The 26193-nt window shown below is 62.6% G+C and carries 24 protein-coding genes and 1 rRNA gene; 10 read left to right on the top strand and 15 right to left on the bottom strand.

Annotated features, from left to right (window positions below):
• Window positions 1–54: 54 nt before the first annotated feature.
• A complete protein-coding gene (locus BLS27_RS05425; RefSeq protein WP_043215201.1) occupies window positions 55–519 on the bottom strand; it encodes a TlpA disulfide reductase family protein in 465 nt (154 codons plus the stop codon).
• An 85-nt stretch (window positions 520–604) separates the two neighbouring features.
• On the opposite strand from BLS27_RS05425, the gene arsC reads away from it, so the two are divergent.
• Genes arsC through BLS27_RS05410 form a run of 3 tightly spaced genes read left to right on the top strand, consistent with a single transcriptional unit; the run spans window position 605 to window position 1966 of the window.
• A complete protein-coding gene (arsC, locus tag BLS27_RS05420; RefSeq protein ID WP_090343576.1) occupies window positions 605–958 on the top strand; it encodes an arsenate reductase (glutaredoxin) in 354 nt (117 codons plus the stop codon).
• Complete coding sequence (gene wrbA, locus BLS27_RS05415) at window positions 955–1560, top strand: NAD(P)H:quinone oxidoreductase (RefSeq protein WP_070572948.1); 606 nt, start codon at window positions 955–957, stop codon at window positions 1558–1560. Before arsC ends, wrbA begins: the two co-directional genes overlap by 4 nt.
• The gene (locus tag BLS27_RS05410) at window positions 1553–1966 is read left to right on the top strand and encodes a DUF2069 domain-containing protein (protein WP_043214543.1); all 414 of its coding nucleotides are present in this window, start codon (window positions 1553–1555) and stop codon (window positions 1964–1966) included. Before wrbA ends, BLS27_RS05410 begins: the two co-directional genes overlap by 8 nt.
• A 93-nt stretch (window positions 1967–2059) precedes the next feature.
• Here the strand turns inward: BLS27_RS05410 and BLS27_RS05405 are convergent, their stop codons facing one another.
• Window positions 2060–2731: a DNA-3-methyladenine glycosylase I gene (locus BLS27_RS05405; protein ID WP_090343573.1), complete on the bottom strand. Its 672-nt coding sequence runs from the start codon at window positions 2729–2731 to the stop codon at window positions 2060–2062.
• 3 nt (window positions 2732–2734) lie between these two features.
• Window positions 2735–3559 (bottom strand): tRNA 2-thiocytidine(32) synthetase TtcA, encoded by an 825-nt coding sequence (gene ttcA / locus BLS27_RS05400; RefSeq protein ID WP_043214547.1) that lies wholly within the window; start codon window positions 3557–3559, stop codon window positions 2735–2737.
• A gap of 253 nt (window positions 3560–3812) precedes the next feature.
• On the opposite strand from ttcA, the gene BLS27_RS05395 reads away from it, so the two are divergent.
• Both BLS27_RS05395 and BLS27_RS05390 read left to right on the top strand, forming a co-directional pair.
• The gene (locus tag BLS27_RS05395; RefSeq protein WP_043214549.1) at window positions 3813–4412 is read left to right on the top strand and encodes a Yip1 family protein; all 600 of its coding nucleotides are present in this window, start codon (window positions 3813–3815) and stop codon (window positions 4410–4412) included.
• A gap of 128 nt (window positions 4413–4540) precedes the next feature.
• Window positions 4541–5035: a SprT family zinc-dependent metalloprotease gene (locus BLS27_RS05390; RefSeq protein WP_043214551.1), complete on the top strand. Its 495-nt coding sequence runs from the start codon at window positions 4541–4543 to the stop codon at window positions 5033–5035.
• A 140-nt stretch (window positions 5036–5175) separates the two neighbouring features.
• Here the strand turns inward: BLS27_RS05390 and BLS27_RS05385 are convergent, their stop codons facing one another.
• The 4 genes from BLS27_RS05385 to BLS27_RS05370 all read right to left on the bottom strand — a co-directional run bounded on the left by BLS27_RS05385 (window position 5176) and on the right by BLS27_RS05370 (window position 9673).
• Window positions 5176–6498 carry a dicarboxylate/amino acid:cation symporter gene (locus BLS27_RS05385; protein WP_043214554.1) on the bottom strand — a complete coding sequence of 441 codons (1323 nt, stop codon included), beginning with the start codon at window positions 6496–6498 and terminating at the stop codon, window positions 5176–5178.
• Between the two features lie 411 nt (window positions 6499–6909).
• Window positions 6910–8256: an ATP-binding protein gene (locus BLS27_RS05380; protein ID WP_090343570.1), complete on the bottom strand. Its 1347-nt coding sequence runs from the start codon at window positions 8254–8256 to the stop codon at window positions 6910–6912.
• Entirely contained in the window at window positions 8253–8930 is a 678-nt protein-coding gene (locus tag BLS27_RS05375) for a response regulator (RefSeq protein WP_043214559.1), read from the bottom strand. The genes BLS27_RS05380 and BLS27_RS05375 overlap by 4 nt, the downstream gene beginning before the upstream one ends.
• A 140-nt stretch (window positions 8931–9070) precedes the next feature.
• Window positions 9071–9673, bottom strand: coding sequence for an outer membrane beta-barrel protein (locus tag BLS27_RS05370; protein ID WP_043214562.1), 603 nt, complete (start codon window positions 9671–9673; stop codon window positions 9071–9073).
• Window positions 9674–9804: 131 nt separating this feature from the next.
• Between BLS27_RS05370 and BLS27_RS05365 the strand changes: the two genes are divergently transcribed.
• On the top strand, window positions 9805–10596 hold the full coding sequence (locus BLS27_RS05365; protein WP_090343567.1) for a dienelactone hydrolase family protein: 792 nt from the start codon (window positions 9805–9807) through the stop codon (window positions 10594–10596).
• 77 nt (window positions 10597–10673) lie between these two features.
• The gene (locus BLS27_RS05360) at window positions 10674–11375 is read left to right on the top strand and encodes a 4'-phosphopantetheinyl transferase family protein (RefSeq protein ID WP_043214567.1); all 702 of its coding nucleotides are present in this window, start codon (window positions 10674–10676) and stop codon (window positions 11373–11375) included.
• Window positions 11376–11378: 3 nt separating this feature from the next.
• Here BLS27_RS05360 and BLS27_RS05355 read toward each other — a convergent pair whose 3' ends face one another.
• Together BLS27_RS05355 and BLS27_RS05350 are read right to left on the bottom strand one after the other, a co-directional pair.
• Window positions 11379–12950, bottom strand: a complete 1572-nt coding sequence (locus BLS27_RS05355) for an ATP-binding protein (protein WP_090344016.1) — start codon at window positions 12948–12950, stop codon at window positions 11379–11381.
• Between the two features lie 29 nt (window positions 12951–12979).
• Window positions 12980–13693: a response regulator gene (locus tag BLS27_RS05350; protein WP_090343562.1), complete on the bottom strand. Its 714-nt coding sequence runs from the start codon at window positions 13691–13693 to the stop codon at window positions 12980–12982.
• A 778-nt stretch (window positions 13694–14471) separates the two neighbouring features.
• On the opposite strand from BLS27_RS05350, the gene BLS27_RS05345 reads away from it, so the two are divergent.
• The 3 genes from BLS27_RS05345 (at window position 14472) to BLS27_RS05340 (ending at window position 19418) form a co-directional block, all read left to right on the top strand.
• Window positions 14472–17351, top strand: a complete 2880-nt coding sequence (locus BLS27_RS05345) for a ribonucleoside-diphosphate reductase subunit alpha (RefSeq protein ID WP_043214572.1) — start codon at window positions 14472–14474, stop codon at window positions 17349–17351.
• 171 nt (window positions 17352–17522) lie between these two features.
• Complete coding sequence (locus BLS27_RS24045) at window positions 17523–17654, top strand: hypothetical protein (protein WP_256544354.1); 132 nt, start codon at window positions 17523–17525, stop codon at window positions 17652–17654.
• Between the two features lie 513 nt (window positions 17655–18167).
• Window positions 18168–19418 carry a ribonucleotide-diphosphate reductase subunit beta gene (locus BLS27_RS05340; RefSeq protein ID WP_043214574.1) on the top strand — a complete coding sequence of 417 codons (1251 nt, stop codon included), beginning with the start codon at window positions 18168–18170 and terminating at the stop codon, window positions 19416–19418.
• Window positions 19419–19502: 84 nt separating this feature from the next.
• On the opposite strand, the gene BLS27_RS05335 is transcribed toward BLS27_RS05340, so the two are convergent.
• From BLS27_RS05335 to rrf, 6 genes are all read right to left on the bottom strand, one after another.
• A complete protein-coding gene (locus BLS27_RS05335; protein WP_043214582.1) occupies window positions 19503–20402 on the bottom strand; it encodes a LysR family transcriptional regulator in 900 nt (299 codons plus the stop codon).
• Between the two features lie 46 nt (window positions 20403–20448).
• Window positions 20449–22464: a pyridoxamine 5'-phosphate oxidase family protein gene (locus tag BLS27_RS05330; protein WP_090343559.1), complete on the bottom strand. Its 2016-nt coding sequence runs from the start codon at window positions 22462–22464 to the stop codon at window positions 20449–20451.
• An 18-nt stretch (window positions 22465–22482) separates the two neighbouring features.
• Window positions 22483–23112 carry a glutathione S-transferase family protein gene (locus BLS27_RS05325; RefSeq protein ID WP_043214578.1) on the bottom strand — a complete coding sequence of 210 codons (630 nt, stop codon included), beginning with the start codon at window positions 23110–23112 and terminating at the stop codon, window positions 22483–22485.
• Window positions 23113–23269: 157 nt separating this feature from the next.
• On the bottom strand, window positions 23270–23824 hold the full coding sequence (locus tag BLS27_RS05320) for a UPF0149 family protein (RefSeq protein ID WP_043214580.1): 555 nt from the start codon (window positions 23822–23824) through the stop codon (window positions 23270–23272).
• 157 nt (window positions 23825–23981) lie between these two features.
• On the bottom strand, window positions 23982–25625 hold the full coding sequence (locus BLS27_RS05315) for an acetolactate synthase large subunit (protein ID WP_090343556.1): 1644 nt from the start codon (window positions 25623–25625) through the stop codon (window positions 23982–23984).
• A gap of 330 nt (window positions 25626–25955) precedes the next feature.
• A 5S ribosomal RNA gene (gene rrf, locus BLS27_RS05310) occupies window positions 25956–26071 on the bottom strand.
• Window positions 26072–26193 lie beyond the last annotated feature (122 nt).

The following is a 26193-nucleotide window of genomic DNA, read 5'->3' as shown; positions in this document are numbered from 1 at the left end:
GAAAAGCAAGCCCGACACGGTCCGCTCTTTCTTGAAGCTTGCAGCTCGAAGCGCTTAAGCGCCCTTGAGGGCCTTGATCTTGGCTTGCAGTCCTTCGAGGGTCTGCTCCCCCATCAACTGCTCACGCACTTTGCCTTTGTCATCGATGATGTAGGTCACCGGCAGCGCCTCGCTGCGCGGCAGCTCGTAGCGCTCGGCCGGGTCCTGGGCGAGGACGGTAAAGGCGATGCCGAGAGTTTCGGCGGCCTGCTTGAGATCCTGGCCCTGCAACCCATCGAAGTTCACCCCGACCACCTTGATACCCTGGGCCTCCCACTGCTTGGCCGCAGCGTTGAGCTCGGGAATTTCCGTACGGCACGGGCCGCACCACTCGGCCCAGTAGTTGAGCACCAGCCAGTGCCCGTCGATCTGCTCGGCCTTTACCGTGTTGCCGTGCTGGTCCACGCCGTAGTCCGCACCGCAACCGCCGAGCAACAGGCTCGCGGTGATGGCCAGTACTGCTGCCAAACGCCTTGCCATGGGTCAATCCTTCTAGAAGTTTCAAGCAAACGACACAGTCGCTGCGGTTAGAATAGCCGCCACACCCAGCTGGATGCGACCCGTCATGACTGATCTGACCCTCTATCATAACCCGCGCTGTTCGAAATCCCGCGGCGCCCTGGAACTGCTCGAAGCGCGCGGCCTGGCCCCGACCATCGTGCGCTACCTGGACACCCCGCCGGATGCCGTCACCCTGAAAACCCTGCTCGGCAAGCTGGGCATCGCCCCGCGCCAGCTACTGCGCACCGGTGAAGAAGAATACAAGGCCCTGGATCTGGCCAACCCCGCCCTGGGCGACGCGCAACTGATCGACGCGATGGTCCAGCACCCCAAGCTGATCGAGCGTCCGATCCTGGTCGCCGGTGACAAGGCGGTGATTGGCCGTCCGCCGGAGAAAGTACTGGAGATCCTGCCGTGAGCGATCCCTACGTTCTAGTGCTCTATTACAGCCGCCACGGCTCGACCAGCGAGATGGCCAGGCATATCGCCCGCGGCGTCGAGATGGCCGGCCTGGAGGCGCGCCTGCGCACTGTGCCGGCGATCTCCACCGAATGCGAAGCCGTGGCCCCGGACATCCCGGCCAGCGGCGCGCTCTACGCCACCCTCGACGATCTGCGCCACTGCGCGGGCCTGGCGCTGGGCAGCCCGACCCGATTCGGCAACATGGCCGCGCCGCTCAAGTACTTCCTCGACGGCACCAGCAGCTTGTGGCTGGGCGGAGAGCTGGTCGGCAAGCCCGCGGCAGTGTTCACCTCGACCGCCAGCCTGCATGGCGGTCAGGAGACCACGCTGCTGTCGATGATGCTGCCGCTGATGCACCACGGCATGCTGGTGCTTGGCCTGCCATACAGTGAGTCGGCGCTGCTCGAGACCCGTGGCGGCGGCACCCCCTATGGCGCCAGCCACCACGCTGGAGCTGATGGCAAGCGCGAACTCGACCCGCACGAAATCGCCCTGTGCCGCGCCCTGGGCCAACGCCTGGCGAGCACCGCCAAGGCTTTGGGGGGCGAGCGTGGCTAGAAAGCCCAAGGTATTGCCACCGCTGGAATGGCTCACGCCACGGGTGCGCGTCACCCGGGCGCTGAGCCTGGCTTGCTTTTTTGGCCTGATCGCCCTGCTGGCGGTCAACAACCTGTGGTTCGCGGACCTGCATGGGGCACGGGTCGAAGTGATCCTGGCCATCGAGCTGATCCCTCTGTTGCTGCTGGTGCCGGGCATGCTGACGGGCAGCGCCCGGGCCCATGCCTGGACGTGCTTCGTGGTGAATATCTATTTCATCAAGGGAGTGCTGGCGGCGTTCGACCCGGCACGGGCGGTGTTCGGCTGGATGGAGGTGCTGGTGAGCCTGGGGCTGTTCGTCAGTGCCCTGCTGTATGTGCGCTGGAAGTTCCAGCATGAGCGGCGTGTGGCCGGTGAAGGGCAGTAGAAGCGGCGGCCTTTTCGCGGGTAAACCCGCTGCCACAAGTACTGCACCGCCCCTGTGGCAGCGGGTTTAGCCGCGAAGCACGCGTCGCACCTCTCAATGATTGACGGTATGCGCCAGCATCACCGACAGCTGGCACAGCGGTCGCCCGCTCTGCTCATGCCACTGATTGAACGCCTGCTGCACCAGCGCCAAATCGCGCTGGCTGGTCGGCTGCTTGTCGATCACGCCCTGGGCGATGAGGGCTGCGCTCATGTCATCGGTGGGAATGAACGTGTCCTTGCCGACCATGCGCAAGAAACGCGGCGCCGACAACCCGCCCAACTGATTGCCATGCTTGGCCAGGTACTTCCATAGTCCGACGATGTCGGTCACCGGCCAATCGGCGATGAACGCGCCGAAACTGCCCCGCTCCTTCGCCACATCGAGAATCATCTGCGCATTGCGTGGCACGCTCTTGAGCTTGCCCAAATGGCGGATGATCCGCTCGTCCTGCATTAACCGCTCAAGGTGCTCGGCGCCCATCAGCACGACCTTTTCCGGATCGAAGCCGAAGAACACCTGCTCGAAGGCCGGCCACTTGGCGTCCACCAGGCTGTGCTTGAGCCCTGCACGGAACACCCGCAGGGCCAGCGTCGACAGGTAGCGGTCATCGCTGATGTCACGCAATTGCGCTGGCGTGCGCGGCTGCGGCAGGAAGGCCTCCAGGGCCTGTGCCGAGCCGAAGCGGTTCAGGCAGTACTCATGCAGCCATTGGTAGTCGCGCATGGGTCAGATGTTCAGTACATCGAGAAAACGCGGAGTGGCGCTTTCGTCGATCTTGAGGCTGGTGAAATCGAACAGGTTGCGATCGGCCAGCTGCGATGGCGCGACGTTCTGCAGAGCGCGGAAGATGCTCTCGGTGCGGCCCGGGTGCTTGCGTTCCCATTCCACCAGCATGTCCTTGACCACCTGGCGCTGCAGGTTTTCCTGAGAGCCGCACAGGTTGCAAGGGATGATCGGAAAGCCCTTCATGTCCGAGTAGGCCTGGATGTCCTTCTCGCTGCAGTAGGCCAGCGGGCGGATCACCACGTTGCGACCGTCGTCGGCGCGCAGCTTCGGCGGCATGCCCTTGAGCGAGCCGTTGAAGAACATGTTGAGGAAGAAGGTCTCGACGATGTCGTCGCGATGGTGCCCGAGGGCCATCTTGGTCGCACCGATCTCGTCGGCGAAGGTGTACAGCGTGCCGCGGCGCAGGCGCGAACACAGCGAGCAGGTGGTCTTGCCTTCCGGAACCAGCTCCTTGACCACCGAGTAGGTGTCCTTCTCGACGATGTGGTACTCGACGCCCAGCTCCTTGAGATAGGCCGGCAACACGTGCTCAGGGAAGCCTGGCTGCTTCTGGTCCATGTTCACAGCGACGATCTCGAACTTGATCGGCGCCACCTTCTGCAGGTGCAACAGAACGTCGAGCATGGTGTAACTGTCCTTGCCGCCAGACAGGCAGACCATGACCTTGTCGCCATCCTCGATCATGTTGTAGTCGGTGATGGCTTCGCCAGCGAGGCGACGCAGGCGTTTTTGCAGTTTGTTCTGGTTGACCGAGAGGGTGCCCATAGCGCTTGGATCCGCGAGGTGTGACAAAAGCGGGCTATTTTACGCACAAACCGAGCGGGGGCGTAGGCCATTCCGATAAAGAATCAAGCGCGCATCTGACAGCGCAATTTGCTCTAAAAACCCAGGTTTATGTAGGTAACGGCTTCCTATACTGCGAGATAAGGCCACACGACCGCTTGCATCGGTGTCCAGGCCTCGGGCCGCAAGCGCTCCACTTGGGGGGCGTTTGACAACGACGATAGGAGTGACCGGCATGATCCATCACGTTCTGGGGCTGTTTACCCACCCTGACCAGGAGTGGAAGGAGATTCGTGGCGAGGACGAAAGCATCAGCCACATGTACCTGACCCACACGCTGATACTCGCCGCGATCCCGGCTGTGTCGGCGTTCATCGGCACCACCCAGGTCGGCTGGGTCATAGGCGATCGACCGGCGGTGATGCTGACGATGGAAAGCGCACTATGGATGAGCATCATGTCCTACCTGGCGATGCTCGCCGGGGTCGCGGTCATGGGGGCTTTCATCCACTGGATGGCCCGCACCTACGATGCCACCCCATCCATGGCGCAATGCGTGGCGTTTGCCACCTACACCGCCACCCCGCTGTTCATCGGCGGCCTGGCGGCGCTCTACCCGCACCTCTGGCTTGGCATGCTGGTGGGCACGGCGGCCATTTGCTACACGGTCTACCTGCTCTATGTCGGCCTGCCGACCTTCATGAATATCCCCACCGACGAAGGCTTCCTGTTCTCCAGCTCCGTGCTGGCGGTAGGCCTGGTGGTGCTGGTGGCGATCATGGCCTCCACGGTGATCATCTGGGGGCTGGGTGTGGGGCCTGTCTATACCAACTAGATCCAACGCAACATAGGAGCGTCACCCCGGGGCCGCCGCAAGGCGGCCTCTGGCTGTGTGCTGACAGATGGCCCGGCAGGCACCTGGCGCTTGCGGCATAATTGCCCGCTCAGGAGAACCACCCCGCCATGCCCGAGCTGCTCAAACAACGCGTCGAAACCTGTTACCAGCAAGCTGAAGCCTTCTTCAAACGCACCTTCCCTCGCCCGCAAGTCAGCTTCAAGCTGCGCGGCCAGAAGGCCGGCGTCGCTCATCTGCACGAAAACCTGCTGCGCTTCAATCTGCAGCTGTACCGGGAGAACCAGGAAGACTTCCTGCGTCAGACCGTTGCCCACGAAGTGGCACACTTGGTGGCGCACCAGCTGTTCGGCGACAAGATCCAGGCCCATGGCGAGGAATGGCAACTGATCATGCGGGGCGTGTATGAATTGCCACCGAACCGTTGCCACAACTATGAAGTGAAGCGGCGCGTGGCCACCCGCTACATCTACCGCTGCCCCTGCCCGGAAAGTGACTTCCCGTTCACTGCCCAGCGGCACAAGCTGGTGCGCCAGGGGCGACGCTATCTGTGCAGGCGGTGTCGTGAGATCCTGGTTTACAGCGGCGAGACCCGCATCGAATGACAAGCAGCATTCGCGGCTAACCCCGCCCCCACAAGGCTTGCGCCAAACCTGTGCAAGCGGGTCTACCTGCGAACAGGCCGGCAGGCATTACAAATAAAGAAGGCGACCCGAGGGTCGCCTTCTTCGATTTCACAACGCAATCAGCGCGCCGGGCCTTCAGCCACGCCCAAGTCATCGACCGGACGAGGGTCGACCAGCGGCGAACCACCGGAGGCCAGCTCGGCCTGCAGCGTGTCGGTGTCCAGCTCGTTGACCCACTTGGCCACGACTACCGTGGCCACGGCGTTGCCGATCAGGTTGGTCAGCGCACGCGCCTCGGACATGAAGCGGTCGATACCCAGGATCAGCGCCAGGCCTGCCACCGGCAGGTGGCCCACGGCGGACAGGGTCGCGGCCAGCACGATGAAGCCGGAACCGGTGACGCCTGCTGCACCCTTGGAGGCGATCAGCAGCACCAGCAGCAGGGTGATCTGGTGGGTGATGTCCATGGTGGTGTCGGTAGCCTGGGCGATGAACACCGCAGCCATGGTCAGGTAGATCGAGGTGCCATCCAGATTGAACGAGTAGCCGGTAGGGATCACCAGGCCGACCACCGACTTCTTGGCACCCAGGCGCTCCATCTTGGCCAGCATGCGTGGCAGGGCCGATTCCGAGGAGGAGGTGCCGAGCACGATCATCAGCTCTTCACGAATGTAGCGGATCAGCTTGAGTACGCTGAAGCCATGGAACCGGCAGATACCGCCCAGCACCACCAGGATGAACAGCAGGCAGGTGACGTAGAAGCAGATCATCAGGTAGCTCAGCTGCACCAACGAGCCCACACCATACTGGCCGATGGTGAAGGCCATGGCGCCGAAAGCGCCGACCGGAGCCAGCTTCATGATCATGTTGATGATGTTGAACATGACATGGGCGAAGCGGTCGATCAGGTCCAGCACCGGCTTGCCGTAGCTGCCCAGGCGGTGCAGGGCAAAGCCGAACAGCACGGAGAACATCAGCACCTGCAGGATATCGCCATTGGCGAATGCGCCCACCACGGTGTTGGGGATGATGTTGAGCAGGAAGCCCACGGTGGTCTGCTGCGCGCCTGCGGCGGCGTAGGCGGCGACGCTGCTGGCGTTCAGGGTGCTGACGTCGACATGCATGCCGGCACCGGGTTGGACCACGTTGACCACGACCAGGCCGATGATCAAGGCGATGGTGGAAACGATCTCGAAGTACAGCAGCGCATAGCCACCGGTCTTGCCGACCGACTTCATGCTCTGCATGCCAGCGATGCCGCTGACGACGGTGCAGAAGATGATCGGGGCGATGACCATCTTGATCAGTTTGACGAACCCGTCGCCCAGGGGTTTGAGGGCTACGCCGGTTTCCGGGTAGTAGTGACCGAGCAGGATACCGATGGTGATGGCGACCAACACCTGGACATACAGGGATTTGTACAACGGCTGACGTGTCGTCATGGCTAGTTTTTCCTCAAGTGTGCCGAGCCCACCCTTCCCAGGGCGTTGGGGCACCTAAAGCGCGAACCCTCCTGCACTTGGAGGGATTTGTCGTTGTGTTCGAGCTGCCTTGTGACAGGCCTCTGCCAGGTCGATAGCAAGGCCGATGCCAAAATGCTCGCAATCAGTGCAGCCCGCGGATTTCGGGGCTTTCGGCGCCCCATGGCGGGGCAGGCGCGCAGTTTGAGGTTGGCGGATTTCCGCCCATTGGCGGGTTTGGAACAAGGCTGTTGGCGGGAATCCGCCCAGGAAGGGAGAACGTACCCCGGCCGGCTCGCCCTGTGGCGTTAACTTCGGGGTAAATCCCACAGGATCCACAAGCCCCAGGATGGGTGAGGCCTTGGGACGTGCCGCGCAGCGCCTCAGTGGGTTTCAGTCCAGATGGAACACGATCCGGAACGCCGCGCCTCCCAGTGTCGAATCATCCAGGCTCAGCTCGGCGTCATAGCTGTCGATGATGTCCTTGACCACCGCCAGGCCGATGCCCTGCCCCGGATGCTGCCGATCGAGCCGTTCGCCCCGTTTGAGAATGCGCTCACGCTGATTGCCCGGTACGCCAGGGCCATCGTCTTCGACGCATAGCACCAACTGCCCAGGCGCTTGTTGCAGGCTCACACGCACCTGGCCGAGGCTCAGCCGATAAGCGTTCTCCAGCAGGTTGCCGAACAGCTCCAGCGCTGCCCCTTGATCCATCGGCACCCAGGCATCCGGGGGCATGTCGAGGCTGACGGCCACGCGCTTGTCGCGATAGACCTTGTCCAGCGTGTTGCACAGGCTGTCGAGCACCGGTCGTAGTTGCACCCGATGACGGACCAGACCGCTCTTGCGCAGGCTGGCGCGCTGCAGTTGGTAGTCGATCTGCTGGCTCATGCGTTCGATCTGGCTTTGCAGCACCCGCGCCTGCTCGCGTTCGCTGTCACCCTGGCCGAGGCTTTCACCGACGCCCTGCAGCACCGCAAGGGGCGTCTTGAGGCTGTGCGCCAGGTCATCGAGCGAATCGCGGTAGCGCTGGCGCTGCTCACGTTCGCTGCGCAGCAGGCGGTTGAGCGAGCCGGTCAGGCGCAGCAGTTCACGCGGGTGCTCGCCGCTCAGGCCATCACGCGCACCCGCTTCCACTTCGTCAAGCTCCAGGCTCAGCCTGCGCAACGAACGAAGCCCCCAGGTCAGGCCGGCCCATAACAGCACCATCAGCGCCAGCAGGGCCGCCCCGAAACCCAAGTAGAGTTTTTCACGCAGGCCATCGAGGGTGTGCTGGTACTCACGCACCGGCTGCAGCGCCACGATACTGAACGCGGCACTCTTGCCCCCGAGCAGCTTGACCTCCACGTCGTAGACGAAGAATTCCTCGCCGTCATCCTGGTGGATCCGGGCGAACTCATTGCCGCGCCCGTCATATCGGGGGCGGTAGTTGATGTTCTGCCCGTTGGTGGCGCGCGAACGCCACACCAGAGCACCCTGGCGATCGAAGATGTAGCCGAGCAGGCCGGTGTAGGGCAGGTTGTAGCGCTCGTCGGGCAACTGCTCGGGCATTTGCAGCCGCCCCTGCTCGATCCGCGCGGCGGAAATCAAGGTGGTCACATCCGAGGCCAAGCGCTGTTCGATCGACTCCTGCAACGCCAGGCTGAAGGTCTTTTGCAGGGCCGGTAGCAGCGCCAGCATGAACAACAACGCCAACAGCGCCGCCGCCAGCATCAGGCGCACCCGCAGGGAGCGGATCATCGGCAGCGCTCGGTGAACAGGTAACCCAGGCCACGCACCGTGTCGATCGGTTTGAAACCACGGTCGCCCTCGAGCTTGCGTCGCAGACGACCGACCAGCACCTCGATGACATTCGGATCGCGCTCCTCGTCATCGGGGTAGAGCTGCTCCATCAGACGATCCTTGGCCACCACTTGCTGGTGATGGCGCATGAGGTATTCGAGGATGCGGTATTCATAGGCGGTCAGGGCAAGCGGTTGCTCGTCCAAGGTCGCCTGCTTGCGATTGAGGTCCAGCACCAGGGGCCCTGCCGCGATGGTCGACTGGGTGAAACCGCTGGAGCGGCGCAGCAAGGCATTCAGGCGCGCCTCCAGCTCTTCGAACTGGAACGGCTTGACCACATAGTCGTCGGCCCCGGCGGCCAGGCCTTCGACCTTGTCCTGCCAGTTGCCGCGGGCGGTGAGGATCAGGATCGGAAAGGTCTTGCCCTGACTGCGCAACTGGCGGATCAGGTCCAGGCCGCTCATGCCCGGCAGCCCGAGGTCGACCACGGCCAAATCGTGGTTGTATTGCTCGGCCTGGTAGAGCGCCTCTTCGGCATTGGCCACCGCCTCGACCACATGCCCGCTCTCGCCCAGGCGCGTGTACAGGTGGTGGCGTAGCAGCGCCTCGTCCTCGACCACCAGCAGCTTCATGTCACTCTCCTTGATTCATACCTGTATCCGCCTCCCGTGCCGGTCAAGCCCGCTTCTGCACGACGCCTGGCGGCAGGAGCGGGCTTGGTCGCGGAGGGACCGGTGCAGCATACCAGCGTTGCCCTGGCCCCTCCTGTGGGTCAGAAGGTGTAGTTGGCCGACAGGTAGGTCTGGGCGCTGCTGGTCAGACGCAGGGTGCCTGCCTTGGGACCGCCATGTTCGGCCAGTTCGGTGCTGGCGTTGCTGCGCAGGTAACGGTAGCCCAGCTCCACCGAGGCGTTGTTGGTGATCTGCTGCAGCACGCCGGCCTGCAGGCCTACGGCATAACCCACATCGGTGTCACGGCTGTAACCGGAGGATTCCTGGGACAGTTTGGTCAAGCCCAGGCTGCCGCCACCGAACAGCTTGGTGGTGTCGCCCACCGGCAAGAACGCATCGTAGCTGCCAAGCAGGTTTTCCTGGCGCAGCTTGATGCCACTGTGGTCGCCCGAGACATTGTCGTAGGTCAGGTAATAGCGGGCATCGTCATTGATCTTGCCCACGCGCACGCCCCAGGTGCCGTCCTTGCCGATGATGCCGTCGGCGTTCAGGTGATCGGTGTTGCGTTGCAGCAGGCCGGACTTGCGGACCTTGTCGCTGGTCTGGCCATAGGTGAGGCTGGCGAAGGTGTCATCGGCGGCCTGGGCGGTGAGACTGGCGGCACATACGGCCATGGCGACCATCAAGGTATTGAGTGTTTTCATGGTGGGATACTCCAGTTGGATGCGATGTCTGTGTCTGGTGGCTAGAGTAGGGAGTGAGCCCTGAACCGCGGCTGAACCCTGACTGAACCCCGGCTGAACGAATCGCACCCTTTGCCCAAGGAGTACCGACCATGCGTTCCCTGCTTGCCCTGGCCCTGTTGTGCAGCGCTGCCGTCGCCCAGGCGGCGGTGCAGACCCGCGAAATTCCCTATCAGGACGCCGATGGCCAGCGCCTGGTGGGCTACTACGCTTACGACGATGCAGTCGAGGGCAAGCGCCCCGGCATTATCGTGGTGCATGAATGGTGGGGGCTGAACGACTATGCCAAGCGCCGGGCCCGGGACCTGGCGGCGCTGGGTTACAACGCCTTGGCCATCGACATGTATGGCGATGGCAAGCACACCGAACATCCGAAGGACGCCCAAGCGTTCATGGTGGCGGCGACGAAGGACCCCAAGGCTGCTGCACGGCGCTTCGATGCGGGGCTTGAGCTGCTGAAAATCCAACCCAACACCAATAAACATCAGTTGGCGGCGGTCGGTTACTGCTTCGGCGGCAAGGTAGTGCTCGATGCCGCGCGCCGAGGCGAGAAACTCGACGCCGTGGTGAGCTTCCATGGCCCACTGGCCACTCAGACGCCAGCCAAGCCGGGTGTGATCAGGGCGAAAATCCTGGTAGAGCACGGCGAGGCCGACAGCATGATCCCGCCAGCGCAAGTGGCAGCGTTCAAGCAGGAAATGCAAAGCGCCGGCGCCGACATGACATTCGTCTCCATTGCCGGAGCCAAGCATGGATTCACCAATCCCGATGCCGACCGCTTGAGCCACGGCGACCATGGCGGGCCGGACATTGGCTATAACAAAGAGGCAGATGACCGCTCGTGGGCGGACATGCAGGCCTTCCTCAAGAAGTCCTTCGACTGAAGACTGTCGGGGTGGCGGTCGAGGGTGCGGCACACGCCTGGTTTGCGCATCAGGGCGCCACTGGCACAATACTCACCATGACCAGACACCCCACCTGCTGCTCCCCCCTCAAGCACCACTGGCCCCTGCCCCGCCCGGTTCCCGGCGCGGTGTTGGTCAGTTGCACCTTCGACCCCGCGCGCCTGGCGCCGGACGACTTCCAGCGCGCCGGCATCGAACAAAGCGCCAGCCTGCAGCGCTCGGTGGCCAAGCGCCAGGCCGAGTACCTGGCAGGCCGGGTCTGCGCACGTGCGGCGCTGCATGCGCTGGATGGACGCGACTACGTGCCCGCCACCCATGAGGACCGTTCGCCGATCTGGCCGGCCGGCATTCACGGCTCGATCACCCATGGCAAAGGCTGGGCCGCCGCTGTGGTTGCTGCCGATGGCGACAGCGCTGGCCTGGGCCTGGACCAGGAATCCTTGCTGAACGACGAACGCGCCGAACGCCTGGCTGGCGAGATCCTCACCCCCGCCGAGCTCCAGCGCCTGGACTATAGCCAGCTCGGCCTGGGCGTGACGTTGACGTTCTCACTCAAGGAAAGCCTGTTCAAAGCGCTCTACCCCTTGACCCGGCAGCGCTTCTACTTCGAACACGCCGAGCTGCTGGAATGGTCTGTCGAGGGTTATGCCCGCCTGCGCCTGCTCACCGACCTTTCAGCCGACTGGCAGGCTGGCCGCGAGCTGGAAGGTCAGTTCTGTGTCCAGGATGGCTACCTGCTCAGCCTGATCAACGTATAACCCCTAGACCTGCGGCCGGTGGCTCGGCCAGATCAGGCTGAAGCAGGCCCCGCCCAACGCCTCGCTGCGTCCGACCATTGCCCGGCCCCCGTGCCAGTAGATGATCCGGCGCACGATCGACAACCCCAGGCCATGCCCGCCGGAGGCGCGGGTACGGCTGTCGTCGAGGCGGGTGAAAGGGGTGAAGATGCGATCCCAGACCCCTTCGGGAATTCCGGGCCCATCGTCTTCCACATCGATGCGGCAGCGCTCCAGGCCCAATTGATAGCTCAACCTGACCTGGGATTCGGCGTGCCGCATGGCATTGCCCACCAGGTTCTGCAGCGCCCGGTGCAGGTAGCGGGGTTCGGCATCGACCCAGGCGCCTGCCGCATCCGCACCCTGGCAGTCGCCGCGTACCACCTTGACCTCGACCCGCAACGGCGACAGCTCCTGGATCACGCGCTCGAGCAGGGCGTCGAGGTCCACCGCCTGGAATTTCAAGGCCGGTGTGCCCTGCTCCAGGCGGGCGTAGGTCAGCATCTCGTCCACCAGTTTGTCCAGGTCCTGGATGTCGCTGTCCATCCCAGCCAGGTGCTTGGCCCTGGCCTGCTCGTTGCTGGCGCTTTCGATCATTTCCAGGCCAAAGCGCAGGCGCGCCACGGGTGTACGCAACTCATGGGACACCGCCCGCACCAGCTCGCGCTGCATGGTCAAGGAACGCTGCAGATGCTCGGCCATGCCATTGAAGGCCTCGGCCAGGCGCCCCACCGAGTCGGCGTCCCCCTCGGGCACGCGGGTCTCCAGGCTGCCCTGGGCAATGCGCGTGGCCGCGACCTCCAGCCCCGACAGGCGTCGCTCCAGCTGGCGCACCAGCAGGTACACCACCAGGCCGATCAGGCACAAACCAAGGAAGGCGATGAGGACCAGCAACTGCGGCGGATACGGGTTGAGCTGATGCAACGGCCCGATCTCCAGCACCCAGGGTGAGCCAGTCAATCCGGAAAACACCCGCACCGAATCGCCATCTTTGCCCAACGCCATCACCGTGTCGCCCTCCTCCACCCGGCGCCGCTGGTCGTCGTCCAGCCCTGCCCGCTCCAGGCGCTGCAGGGCGATGTCGAAACCAAAGCCCTTGCTCTTGCTGATCTCGGCCAGACGTCGCTGCTGTTCGGCGACCGGGTAGCGCACCAGCTCATCGGCCAGTAGATAGAGCGTGGCGCGGGCCAACTGTTCACTGACCTGCTTGACCTGGGCCACCAACAGCTGGTCTTCATCGCCGATCTGGCGCAAGACGCGCACGGCATGCGGGCCGGTCTTTTCCACCACCACCAGGCCCCGACGAAGGCGCGTGCGCTGGCCACCATCCAAGGTGAAGGCCGAGGCCGGCTGCAAGTCCAGCGGCACGCCGAGCAAGCGCTCCCAGATCAACAGCGAGCGCTTGCGCTCGACCGGATCTTGCAGGGCCAGGTTGTCCGCCATGAGGCTGAAGGTGCCTTGGGCCAGTCCCTCGCGGTGCCGTTCAGCGCGCACCTGGTTGACCAGATGCAGGCTGAGCACCCCAAGCACTGCCACCAGCACCAGCACGGCGAGCATGCCACCGTAAATGCGCAAGAAGATCGAATTCACGGGGCCGCTGCCTGGGCGGTCTCGCCGACGAACAGGTAGCCCTTGCTACGCAGGGTCTTGATCAGACGCGGGTGGATCGGGTCATCACCTATCTTGGGGCGGATCTTGGAAATACGCACATCGATCGAGCGGTCCTGGCCGTCGTAGCCGACGCCACGCAAGGAGGTGAAGATCTCTTCGCGAGACAACACCCGCCCGGCATTGCTGCTCAACAACCAGAGCAGGTCGAACTCGGCGCCGGTCAGTTCGATCGCCTGCTCGCCCAACCAGGCCTCGCGCACGCGGCTGTCGATGCGCAATGCACCGAACTGCAGCTCCTGACGCTTGCTCTGCGGGGCTTCGCTGCGCCGCAGCAAGGCGGTGATGCGCGCCAGCAGCAAGCGTGGACGCACCGGTTTGCACACATAGTCATCGGCGCCCATGTCCAGGCCCTGGACCTGATCGAGTTCATCGCTGCGAGCGGTGAGCATGAGGATGGGGCCGGCGTATTGCCCGCGGATGCGTCGACAGATGCTCAGGCCATCTTCGCCGGGCAGCATCAGGTCGAGGATCACAAGGTCCGGCTGGCTGTCGATGATACGCCGCGCCGCCCGACCGCCATCGCCCTCCACTGCCACCTCGTAGCCGTTGGCCTGCAGATACTCGGCGGTGAGTTCCGCCAGTCGCTGGTCGTCCTCGACGATCAAAATCCGATTGTTGGGCTGGTCCATGGTCCGCCTTCACTGATTATTCTTGTTCTGGAGCCGCCTGCTGGCGTTGCAGTGTACAACCGGCGATGGCATCGGGCCCGTCAGCCACCGTTCACCAAAAGGCAACATTGCCCCCGGATACTACGTCCCACCCTCGCCCCTGCCAACCACGCCAAGCCGCCTGTCGCAGGCCCTCGGCCGGGACGATTTTTGTGATAGGGTTCGCGCCCGAAAAAATCAGCGACAGGGCATGGGAACGCAGAAAAAAAGTGAAGGCCAGCTAGGACAAGGCCTACAGCGAATACCCACGGATCACACACAAAGTACGCACAAGTTATCCACAGGCGCTCACCTTGCAAAGCCCCTGATACCGCATTATCTTGTATCCCCATCGCAGCGAACCACTAGATATTGGGGTTCGAGCAAAATCACAAACACAAGTCAACAGAGAAGTTCAAGCGATTTGTCTGGCTGAACTTAACGTGATTCCAACAGCCAAACCGCTCCTGCGGAGGCGACCGAGGCAAGCCCATCCAGGGACTTGTTCGGGCATGGGTGTTGCAGGCCAGGCCTGGCACTCATCAGCAACAGTTTTTGGGCTCAGCCCAAAACCTTTGACTTCGGCCAGGGAGCGGCAGGTTATTGCCCCTTATTCCTGAGTCTGTCCCGAAGTCGGTACGCCCGAGCGGGCGGATGCGCGTGCATGCGCGTCCCCGCGCGTGGCCATCAGGCTAGTGGATGGAACGGTGGGCGCCCCAAAGGCGCCTGAACAATATAGAAACTGTGGAGACACCCACCCATGCAAACCGACACAACTCGCGAGAACCCGCAGGCCAAGGTGCCGCAGGCCGCCGATTCGAACCAGGATCTGGCCGCGACCGCACCCGGTCAACTGCGCGTGATCAAGCGTAACGGTACTGTCGTTCCCTACACCGACGACAAGATCACCGTGGCCATCACCAAGGCGTTCCTCGCAGTTGAAGGCGGCACCGCCGCTGCCTCGTCGCGCATCCACGACACCGTCGCTCGCCTGACCGAGCAGGTCACCGCGACCTTCAAACGTCGCATGCCATCGGGTGGCACCATCCACATCGAGGAAATCCAGGACCAGGTCGAACTGGCCCTGATGCGCGCCGGCGAGCAAAAAGTCGCCCGTGACTATGTGATCTACCGCGAACAGCGCGCCAAGGAGCGTGCCACCCGCGCCAACACCGAATCCGTGGTCGAGCCGCACCCAAGCATCCGCATCACCCTGGCCGACGGCAGCCTGGCGCCGCTGGACATGGCGCGCCTGAACACCATCATCAGCGAAGCCTGCGAAGGCCTGGCCGAAGTCGATGGCGAGCTGATCCAGCGCGACACCCTGAAGAACCTGTACGACGGCGTGGCCATCAAGGACGTCAACACCGCCCTGGTTATGACCGCCCGTACCCTGGTCGAGCGCGAGCCGAACTACTCCTTCGTCACCGCGCGCCTGCTGATGGACACCCTGCGTGCCGAGGCCCTGGGCTTCCTGGGCGTGGCCGACAGCGCCACCCACCACGAAATGGCCGACTTGTACGCCAAGGCCCTGCCGGCCTACGTCGAGAAAGGCGTCGAGTTCGAGCTGCTCGACCCTGCCCTCAAAGGCTACGACCTGGAGCGTCTGGGCAAGGCCATCGAGCACGAGCGTGACCAACAGTTCACCTACCTGGGCCTGCAGACCCTGTACGACCGCTACTTCATCCACAAGGATGGCGTACGTTTCGAGCTGCCACAGGTGTTCTTCATGCGCGTGGCCATGGGCCTGGCGCTGCAGGAAAAAGACAAAGAAGCCCGTGCGATCGAGTTCTACAACCTGCTCTCCTCGTTCGATTACATGGCTTCGACCCCGACCCTGTTCAACGCCGGTACCCTGCGTCCGCAGCTGTCGAGCTGCTACCTGACCACCGTGCCGGATGACCTGTCGGGCATCTACAAAGCCATCCACGACAACGCCATGCTGTCGAAGTTTGCGGGTGGCCTGGGCAATGACTGGACTCCGGTACGCGCCCTGGGTTCGTACATCAAGGGCACCAACGGCAAGTCGCAAGGCGTCGTGCCGTTCCTGAAAGTCGTCAACGACACCGCCGTCGCGGTCAACCAGGGCGGCAAGCGCAAGGGCGCGGTCTGCGCCTACCTGGAAACCTGGCACCTGGACATCGAGGAATTCCTCGAGCTGCGCAAGAACACCGGTGACGACCGTCGTCGCACCCACGACATGAACACCGCCAACTGGATCCCGGACCTGTTCATGAAGCGCGTCTTCGACGACGGCAAGTGGACCCTGTTCTCGCCTTCGGAAGTGCCTGATCTGCACGACCTGACCGGCAAGGCCTTCGAAGAGCGCTACGAGTACTACGAAGCCCTGACCGAGTACAACAAGATCAAGGTGTTCAAGACTGTCCAGGCCAAAGACCTGTGGCGCAAGATGCTGTCGATGCTGTTCGAGACCGGCCACCCATGGCTGACCTTCAAGGACCCGTGCAACCTGCGTTCGCCGCAGCAGCACGTGGGCGTGGTCCACAGCTCGAACCTGTGCACCGAGATCACCCTGAACACCAACGCCGATGAAATCGCCGTGTGCAACCTGGGTTCGATCAACCTGCCGAACCACATCGTCGACGGCAAGCTGGACACCGCGAAACTGGCGCGTACCGTCAAGACTGCCGTGCGCATGCTCGACAACGTGATCGACATCAACTACTACTCGGTGCCCCAGGCGCAGAACTCGAACTTCAAGCACCGTCCGGTCGGCCTGGGCATCATGGGCTTCCAGGACGCACTGTACCTGCAGCACATCCCCTACGGCTCGGACGCTGCGGTCGAGTTCGCCGACAAGTCGATGGAAGCGGTCAGCTACTACGCCATCCAGGCATCCTGTGACCTGGCCGACGAGCGCGGCGCATACCAGACCTTCGAAGGCTCCCTGTGGTCCAAGGGCATCCTGCCGCTGGACAGCCAGCAGATCCTGATCGAAGCCCGTGGCGCCAAGTACATCGACGTCAACCTGGAAGAGTCCCTGGACTGGGCCCCTGTCCGCGAGCGCGTCAAGAAAGGCATCCGCAACTCGAACATCATGGCCATCGCGCCGACCGCGACCATCGCCAACATCACCGGCGTTTCGCAGTCGATCGAGCCGACCTACCAGAACCTGTACGTCAAATCGAACCTGTCGGGCGAGTTCACCGTGATCAACCCGTACCTGGTCCGTGACCTCAAGGCTCGCGGCCTGTGGGACTCGGTCATGATCAATGACCTGAAGTACTACGACGGTTCTGTGCAGCAGATCGAGCGTATTCCGCAAGAGCTCAAGGACCTGTACGCCACCGCGTTCGAAGTCGAGACCAAGTGGATCGTCGATGCCGCCTCCCGTCGCCAGAAGTGGATCGACCAGGCCCAGTCGCTGAACCTGTACATCGCCGGCGCCTCGGGCAAGAAGCTGGACGTGACCTACCGCATGGCCTGGTACCGTGGTCTGAAGACGACCTACTACCTCCGTGCCCTGGCCGCCACCAGCACCGAGAAGTCGACCATCAACACCGGCAAGCTCAACGCTGTTTCCAGCGGCGGCGACAGCGCCCCGGTCCAGGCAGCGGGCCCAGCCCCGGTACCTAAGGCCTGCGCGATCGACGAGCCAGACTGCGAAGCCTGCCAGTAACACCCCATGCCGTGGGAGGCGCCTTAAGGCGCCGCTTGCGGCATTTTTGTATCCGCGTCATCGAGAGACTCTGCCCTCTGCACGTCGCTTTCGCGAAGGGATAAAACAGTACTGCTCCGTGCCCTGGACGCCAGGACACGGGCTTCACTGACCCACACGGAAGACATCACGATGGCTCGGAAGAAACCTGCAACTCGCAAGATTGGCCGCAATGCCGAAACCGGCCGTTTCACCACGGTCGAAGAGGCGCGCAACAACCCCAGGACGCACATCGTCCAGACGCTGCGCAACCGCTGCCGCTAAGACCCGCCCGGAAGGCCAAGGCCCTCCGGGTGCGGTTTTTCGACGCTGACAACCCCACCTCGAAAACACAATATTTTGTGTTAGATCAAAAAATCAAACACCACATCTGCGATTTTTCCGCTAAACTCCTTCCCCGTGGAAACGACGCGTGATTCGTGAACGGACGCGCCTGATACCGGTCGAAAAATTACAGCAGACCGGCCTAGCGTCGCTCCGATCGGTAGCGAATTCCGTTATACTTCGCCCCCCTCGAAAAAGGGTTTAGCCAATGATCGACTGCGTGACACAAGCCGTACCCAACCGCTTGGCCAGCCCGCACGTTTTATCGTTGCCACACTGTATTCAGGCGTCCTGGCCCCTCCTGCGAGGCATGGACAGGCGCTGATCCGACACCTTCAAACGTGACGAGCGCGCGCGCTCACTGCCTGCCGTATCGCCCTTGGGGCCTTGCAGGCGTCACCTTTTAAAATCCAATCGGTTGCCCCGCGCAACCCTCTAGCAGGAGCCAGGACCATGCTGAGCTGGGACGAATTCGACAAGGAAGACGGTGAAGTCGCCGCCAAAGGCGCCACCCCCGCACAGGCCAACGCCGCCGCCACCCTCGACAAACTCGACAGCGCCGGTGACGCCGCCGCCCAGGAAGCCCGCGCAGCGACCGCCGACGACTCCGACGCCGTCAAGCGCGCCAAGGCCGCCCTGAACGAACTCGACATCGCCGAAGGCCTGGCCGAACTCGAAGGCTCCTCCGCCCGCGTGCGCGTTGACGAAAAGCGCATGATCAACTGCCGCGCCGACCTCAACCAGCTGGTTCCGTTCAAGTACGACTGGGCCTGGCAGAAATACCTCGACGGCTGCGCCAACCACTGGATGCCGCAAGAGGTCAACATGACCGCCGACATCGCCCTGTGGAAGAGCATGGACGGCCTGACCGAAGACGAGCGCCGCATCGTCATGCGCAACCTCGGCTTCTTCTCCACCGCCGACTCCCTGGTGGCCAACAACCTGGCCCTGGCCGTGTACCGCCTGATCACCAACCCCGAGTGCCGCCAGTACATCCTGCGCCAAGCCTTCGAAGAGGCGATCCACACCCACGCCTACCAGTACTGCATCGAGTCGCTGGGCATGGATGAAGGCGAGATCTTCAACATGTACCACGAGATCCCATCGGTCGCTAAAAAGGCAGCCTGGGGCTTGAAGTACACCCGCGCCATCTCCGACCCCGAGTTCAACACCGGCACCGTCGAGACCGACAAAGAACTGCTGCGCAACCTGATCGCCTACTACTGCGTCCTGGAAGGCATCTTCTTCTACTGCGGTTTCACCCAGATCCTCTCCATGGGCCGCCGCAACAAGATGACCGGCGTCGCCGAGCAGTTCCAGTACATCCTGCGTGACGAATCCATGCACCTGAACTTCGGCATCGACGTGATCAACCAGATCAAGATCGAAAACCCGCACCTGTGGGATGCCGCGATGAAGGAAGAAGCGACCCAGATGATCCTGCAAGGGACCCAGCTGGAGATCGAATATGCCCGTGACACCATGCCACGCGGCGTACTGGGCATGAACGCCGCGATGATGGAGGACTACCTCAAGTTCATCGCCAACCGTCGCCTGACCCAGATCGGTCTGAAAGAAGAATATCCAGGGACCACCAACCCGTTCCCGTGGATGAGCGAGATCATGGACTTGAAGAAGGAGAAGAACTTCTTCGAGACTCGCGTTATCGAGTACCAGACCGGTGGTGCGCTGAGCTGGGACTGATTGTCCAGCCACTTAGAAAAGGCTGCCTCCGGGCAGCCTTTTTATTTTGAGTTGATACCTCTGGGACCGCTCGCGTGCCAACAGTCAGGCCAGATGCGACTGGCTGCGCAGATGCTCGGCCAGCATGTCGATGAAGGTGCGCACCTTGGTCGAGCCGTATTTGCTTTCGCGGTGCAGGATGTGGATCGGCCAGGACGCCTCCTCGTACTCGGCCAAGATCACCTGCAGGCGCCCGTCCGCCAGTTCATCAGCCACCTGATAGGACAGCAGCCGGGCGATGCCGAGGCCAGCGCTGGCGGCGGCGATTGCAGCGTCGTTGCTGGTCACGGTCAGGCGCGGCTTCATGCGTACCAGCGTCGGCTCGTCGATCGCGCCGAAGCGCCAGTCCGTGCGCGGCGACAGCGCCCCGGCAGCGATGATCTGATGCCTGTGCAATTCCGAAGGATGGCGCGGTGTGCCGTGGCGCTCCAGATACTCCGGCGAGGCGCACAGTAAGCGGCGCATCTGGCCCACGCGCAGTGCCTTGAGCCCAGAATCCGGCAACTGCCCGATGCGTACAGCCACGTCCAGGCCCTCCTCCACCAGATTCACCACACGGTCGAGAAAATACGCCGACACGTCCACCTCGGGGTACTGCTGCAGGTAACGGACGATGCAGGGCATGACGAACTTCTTGCCGAACAGGATCGGCGCGGTCACCGCCAGGTCGCCCTTGGGCGCGGCGTTGATGCCGGCAGCGGCTTCATTGGCTTCGACGATGCTGGCCAGAATGTGCCGCGTATCTTCCAGGTAACGGCCACCGGCCTCGGTCAGACGCACGCTGCGGGTGGTGCGCAAGAGCAGCTTGACGCCAAGTTGCTCCTCCAGCGCGGTGACCGCCCGGGTCACGGCAGCAGGCGAAATCGCCAGGCGGCGGGCAGCGGCGGCGAAGCTTTCCTGCTCGCCCACGGCCACGAACACTTTCATTAGGTGAATCTGGTCCATGCCGCGCCCCATGCGTTGTCATGGGGCGATTATTCCAGCGCTGACGCTAGAGCTCCAGCACCAAGGGCTGCACACCTTCTTCAGCCTGAGCCGGAATGGCGCAGCAGATCAGTACGCTACCAAGTTCAGGCAGTTCGGCGGGCGGGTTCGGGTAGTGGACCTGCCCACTGACCAGTCGGGTCTTGCAGGTGCCGCAGGAGCCGCCTCGGCAACTGAACTCCGGCGACAGGCCACGGCGCTCCGCCAGCTCTAGCAGCGTGCCACTGTCCGGTGCCCAGCGGGCCTCCTTGGCAGAGCTGGCGAAGTACACCGGCACAGGTTCTTTGGCGGGCGGAGGCTGTTGCAGCGTGGGCTGATTGTCGTCGGTGTGACGACGCAAGGTCGAAGGGCCAAAGGCTTCGGCATGAATGCGCGAATCGGGCACATGCACGCTGCGCAGGCCTTCGTACAGATCCTGGGTGAAGCTGGCCGGACCACAGAGGTAGAAGTCGTAGTCGTCCAGTGCCAGTGTGGTCTTGATCTGGTCGATGCCCAGGCGGCTGGCGAAGGTGTAGTCACGGCCCTGCACCGCATGCGCTTCCGGCTGACTCAGGGCACGATGGATATTCAGCAGGCCAGCGGATTGCTTTTGGAGTGCGCCTAGCTCCTGCTGGAACGGCAGGTCAGCCAAGGTACGTCCGCCATGGAACAGATAAATGCGCCGGCCCTGCCCGCTGGCCAGTTGCTCACGGAGCATGGCGATCAGCGGCGTGATGCCGACGCCCGCGCCAATCAGCACGAGGGGGCGTTCGCTGTCTTGGTCCAGCGTGAAGCTGCCCATAGGCAGGCGTACATCTAAAAGATCACCGACCTTCAACGCTCGGTGCAGATGCCATGAAGCCGGCCCCTGCGCCTTGACACTGATACGCAAGTAACCGTCGGACGGCGCGCTGGACAAACTATAGGTGCGGATAAGTGGCGTCTGCCCTTCGGTCCGCAAACGCACGGGAATATGCTGGCCGGGCGCAAAGGTTACGGCGGCGCCGTCCCCAGGTTGCAGGTAGAACGAGCGGATATCACGGCTCTCCTGCTCGATCCGCGATACTCGCCAGCTCAACCATTGACGTTGCCGTTCACGCTGTTGCAGGCGCAGCTCGGCTTCGGCCCAGGTGCCGGTCGCCAGGCTGGTGGGGGCGTACTCATGGAATGCCCAGCGCAGCGACACGGCAGCTGGACGCAACACTACCTGTTCGACATCCAGGGTCCAGATTCGCTCGGCACCTTCGAAAGCACTGATCAGTGGGCTGTCGAGAATGACCTGGGCCTGCCCGACCACCTGAAGCATGTCGCCAGTGGCGAAGTCAACGAACAGCAGGCCTGCGACAGGGTTCACCAACAAGTTGCCGAGGGTGTTGAAATGCAGATTGCCGGCATAATCGGGGACGGTCAGGCGGTTGCCTTCGACCCGCACGAATCCGGCCCGACCACCGCGGTGGGAGACATCCACCGAGCGTTGGCCGCTTTCATGTTCGACGTAGCTGGCCACGAAGAATGTATCCGTGCTCTCGATCATGGCGCGAGCCCTGGCATCGATCGCCGTTGAATCCTGACGCCCTTGCGACGGTACGTCGACACGGGTGTATTCGCGCAATTGAATGTACTGCGGGCAGTTGCCGAACGACTGCTCGACCTCCACCTCCAACTGGCCGGCACTGGCCCTGCGAATCATGCCATTGAGGCGATTGCGCCGGCGGGTGTGCAACTCGATCCCCAACAGACCGACGGCACCGCCAGCCACCAATCCCGGCGTTGCCGGATCGTCGGCGGCAAGCTCGGTGCCGATCAGCAACTGCCGCGGATCAGGCGAGCTGACGAAGCCCTCGGGGCCTTCGAGCAGCGTCGCCCAAGGTTTGCCCTCGGCATCCACGGCACCGACCACCATGAATGGCAACTGATGGTAGAACGCGCGATGCTGGTCGGGCATGTAGTCGCGGATGACCTTTTGCCCAAATGCCTCCATGCGCTCTGCAACACCGGCTTGCTCCTGCAGCCGTTTCTCACCTGCATGCCAGGGTGATCGCATGGCGGCATTCCTCTGGACTCAGAGAGTGGTCTGCAAACCGATAACGGTGCGCGGCATCGGCACGAAGCCTGGCAGCGCCTCGATACGGGCCAGCCAGGCACGCACGTTGGGGTACGGCTCGAGCGACACGTTACCTTCCGGTGCATGGGCGATGTACGAGTAGTTGGCGATATCGGCGATGGTCGCCTGGTCGCCGACCAGGAACGGGCCCTTGGCCAGCTCAGCATCGATCACCTTGAGCAGGGTGTGGGCGCGGCCGATGACTTCATCGGTGTTGAACGAAGCACCGAACACGGTCACCAGGCGCGCAGCCGCTGGGCCGAAGGCCAGAGGACCGGCCGCTACCGACAACCAACGTTGCACGCGAGCGGCACCGACCGGATCCTCAGGCAGCCAACGCGAACCACCATAGGCCTTGGCGAGATACACCAGAATGGCATTGGAGTCAGCGATGACAGTACCGTTGTCGTCGATCACCGGCACCTGGCCGAATGGGTTGATGGCCAGGAAATCGGGCTGCTTGTGCTCGCCCTTGGCCAGGTCGACGAAGACCAGTTCGGTGGGCAGTTCGAGCAGCGACAGCATCAGCTCGATGCGGTGAGCATGGCCGGACTTTGGAAAGTTGTAGAGTTTGATCGGGCTTGGCATGTTCTGGGCTCCGGATCAGCGCCGGGAGTGGCGCTGCTGGAGGACATGCTGCACCGGATCGGTGAGCAGCAGAATCAGTGCTGTGAGCAATCCAGTATTTCGGCTGGTGGAATAATCGTGGGAACCGCGCTATCGCAGGCGTCGGATAGATCCATGCTCAGTGCCGCTGTCGCTTTTGATATAGGTACAACCCCCGCGCCGCCTCGACCACCTGTGGCACGCATGCCTGGAGCTCGTCGAAACTCATCGCGTCGAGCAGCTCGAAATTATCCTCCAACCCATGCAGGGAAATGGCCTTGAGCAGGCGGTCCTGCTCCGGCGGCAACTCGCTCCACTCGGCCACCTGGGTACCGCGCATGTAGCCGAAGCACCACTCCTCGAGAATGATCGACGACCCCTCTTCGCCTTCGCTCTCTTCGAACAGCGGCTCGAAGTGCTCAAGATCATCGGCCAAGGATTCAGCCACCTGGTTGGCGTAACGCAGCATCAGTGCGGTGTAGGCCTCCTCATGGGCGGGTTTCTTGAACTTGGGGACTTTTCCACCAGCGACCGAAGGCAGCCACTGCTCAGGCATGACGGCATTCGGTGAGCTGGCCAGGGCGGTGAAAAAGCCGTTGAGTTCAGCCAGGTTGAGTACCGAATAGTCGTTGCCGTAGGTGATCAACAGATCTTCGAGACGGTCGAGTTCTTTTTCGCTGAGGGCGGGGAGCATCATGAGTGTCCTAGGGCAGAAGTCTGGGTGCACCCTAGCACATGGGGAAAGGTATAGCGGGAATTGTGGGCAGAACGACAGTAATCGCGGGTCAATCCCGCTCCCAAAAGCTGTAATGCCATGGGAGCGGGGCTTGCCCGCGGCAGACCGTCAGTCGTTAGACCGCCAGTGCGCGTTCACGCAGTTCCTGATTCAGGATGCGGTCGTTTTCGCTGTAGTCCACCGGGCAGTCGATCACGTGTACGCCCGGGGTCTTGATGCAGTGCTCGAGCAGCGGCAGCAGGCCTTCGGCGCTTTCGACGCGGTGACCGTTGGCACCGTAGGCTTCGGCGTATTTGACGAAGTCCGGGTTGCCGTAGTCCAGGCCGAAGTCGGTGAAGCCCATGTTGGCCTGCTTCCAGCGGATCATGCCGTAGCCGTCGTCACGCAGGATCACTACGGTGATGTGCATGCCCAGACGTACTGCAGTCTCCAGCTCCTGGCTGTTCATCATGAAGCCACCGTCACCGCACACCGAGATGACCGGGCGGTCTGGGTACACCAGATGCGCCGCCATGGCCGACGGCAGGCCGGCGCCCATGGTCGCCAGGGCGTTGTCCAGCAGCACGGTGTTGGGCTTGTGGGCCTTGTAGTTGCGGGCGAACCAGATCTTGTAGATGCCGTTGTCCAGGGCCACGATGCCTTCGGACGGCAGGACGCGGCGGATGTCGGCGACCAGACGCTGCGGGTAGACCGGGAAGCGGTCATCGTCCTTGCCTTCGGCGATCTGCGCTTCATTGGCTTCGCGAATCGCCAGCAGGCGGGTGAAGTCCCAGTGCGAGGTGTCGCCCAAGCCTTCGCCGATCTGCCAGACGGCATTGGCGATGTCGCCGATCACTTCGATCTGCGGGAAGTACACGGCGTCGACTTCTGCGGAGCGGAAGTTGACGTGGATGACTTCGGTACCGCCACGCACCATGAAGAATGGCGGCTTCTCGATGACGTCGTGGCCGATGTTGATGATCAGATCGGCCGCTTCGATGGCGCGATGCACGAAGTCACCGGACGACAGCGCGGCGTTGCCCAGGAAGCTCGGATGGCGCTCATCCACCACACCTTTACCCAGCTGGGTGGTGACGAATGGAATGCCGGTCTTGTCGATCAGTTGCTTGAGGACCTTGGCGGTCATCTTGCGGTTGGCGCCGGCACCGATCACCAGGATCGGGCTGCGGGCGTTGCGCAGCTTCTCGATGGCCGCTTCGATGGCCACGTGCTCGGCCAACGGGCGGCGGTGCAGGCTGGGCTGGATCGGCATGGCATCGGTCTGCTCGGCGGCGATGTCTTCCGGCAGTTCCAGGTGCACAGCGCCGGGTTTTTCTTCTTCAGCCAGGCGGAAGGCTTCGCGCATGCGGGCCGGGATGTTGTCGGCCGAGGCGAACTGGTGGGTGTACTTGGTGATGGGGTCCATCATGCCGCACACATCGATGATCTGGAAACGGCCCTGCTTGGACTTCTTGATCGGCTTTTGGCCGGTGATCATCATCATCGGCATACCGCCCAGGTAGGCGTAGGCGCTGGCGGTCACCAAGTTGGTGGCACCTGGGCCGAGAGTCGACAGGCTGACGCCGGTCTTGCCGGTCAGGCGGCCGTAGGTGGCCGCCATGAAGCCCGCGGACTGCTCATGGCGGGTCAGAACCAGCTTGATCTTCGATTTGCGCAGGGATTCCAGCAGGTCGAGGTTCTCCTCGCCGGGAATACCGAACACATACTCGACGCCTTCGTTTTCCAGGCATTGCACAACGACATCGGCGGCCTTGGCCATCTTGCTTGCTACCTCAAGTGATAGGACGGTGGTGAAGTCCAGGAATGCGCAGCACGGTGCGCTGGCATCGCTCGGTCCGGGTGCCAGGATTGCCCCGAACCTAAGCCTTGACGCAGGGTAGGTACGGGGAAGTCACTTAATGTGGCAGCAATATTGTCGCACTTACAATGAAGCGACGTGAGGTAGCCGACGAGCAAAAGATATTTGCTGTGAGGACAGAGTTAGCACCTGTAGGAGCGGGCCTTATGCGAACCCTTAGGTGGTACATGTGCAGCAGCGCAAAGACAAAACCCCTACCTGCTCGCGCAGATAGGGGTTTTGCGAAATGAATCTTGACGATGACCTACTCTCACATGGGGAAGCCCCACACTACCATCGGCGATGCATCGTTTCACTACTGAGTTCGGGATGGGATCAGGTGGTTCCAATGCTCTATGGTCGTCAAGAAATTCTGTTGCCAGACTGTCTTATGACACTCCAGCCAATTCGGATATGTGATCGTTGTGGTTGCGAACTTTCGGTTCTTTCGTCTTCACCACCGCAATCTGCAGAAGCAAATTGCTTGGGT

Source organism: Pseudomonas guariconensis, assembly GCF_900102675.1.
In the GTDB taxonomy this organism is placed as follows: Bacteria; Pseudomonadota; Gammaproteobacteria; order Pseudomonadales; family Pseudomonadaceae; genus Aquipseudomonas; species Aquipseudomonas guariconensis.
The sequence above is the reverse complement of the archived record's forward strand: the minus strand, read 5'-3'. Positions and strand labels throughout refer to the sequence as shown.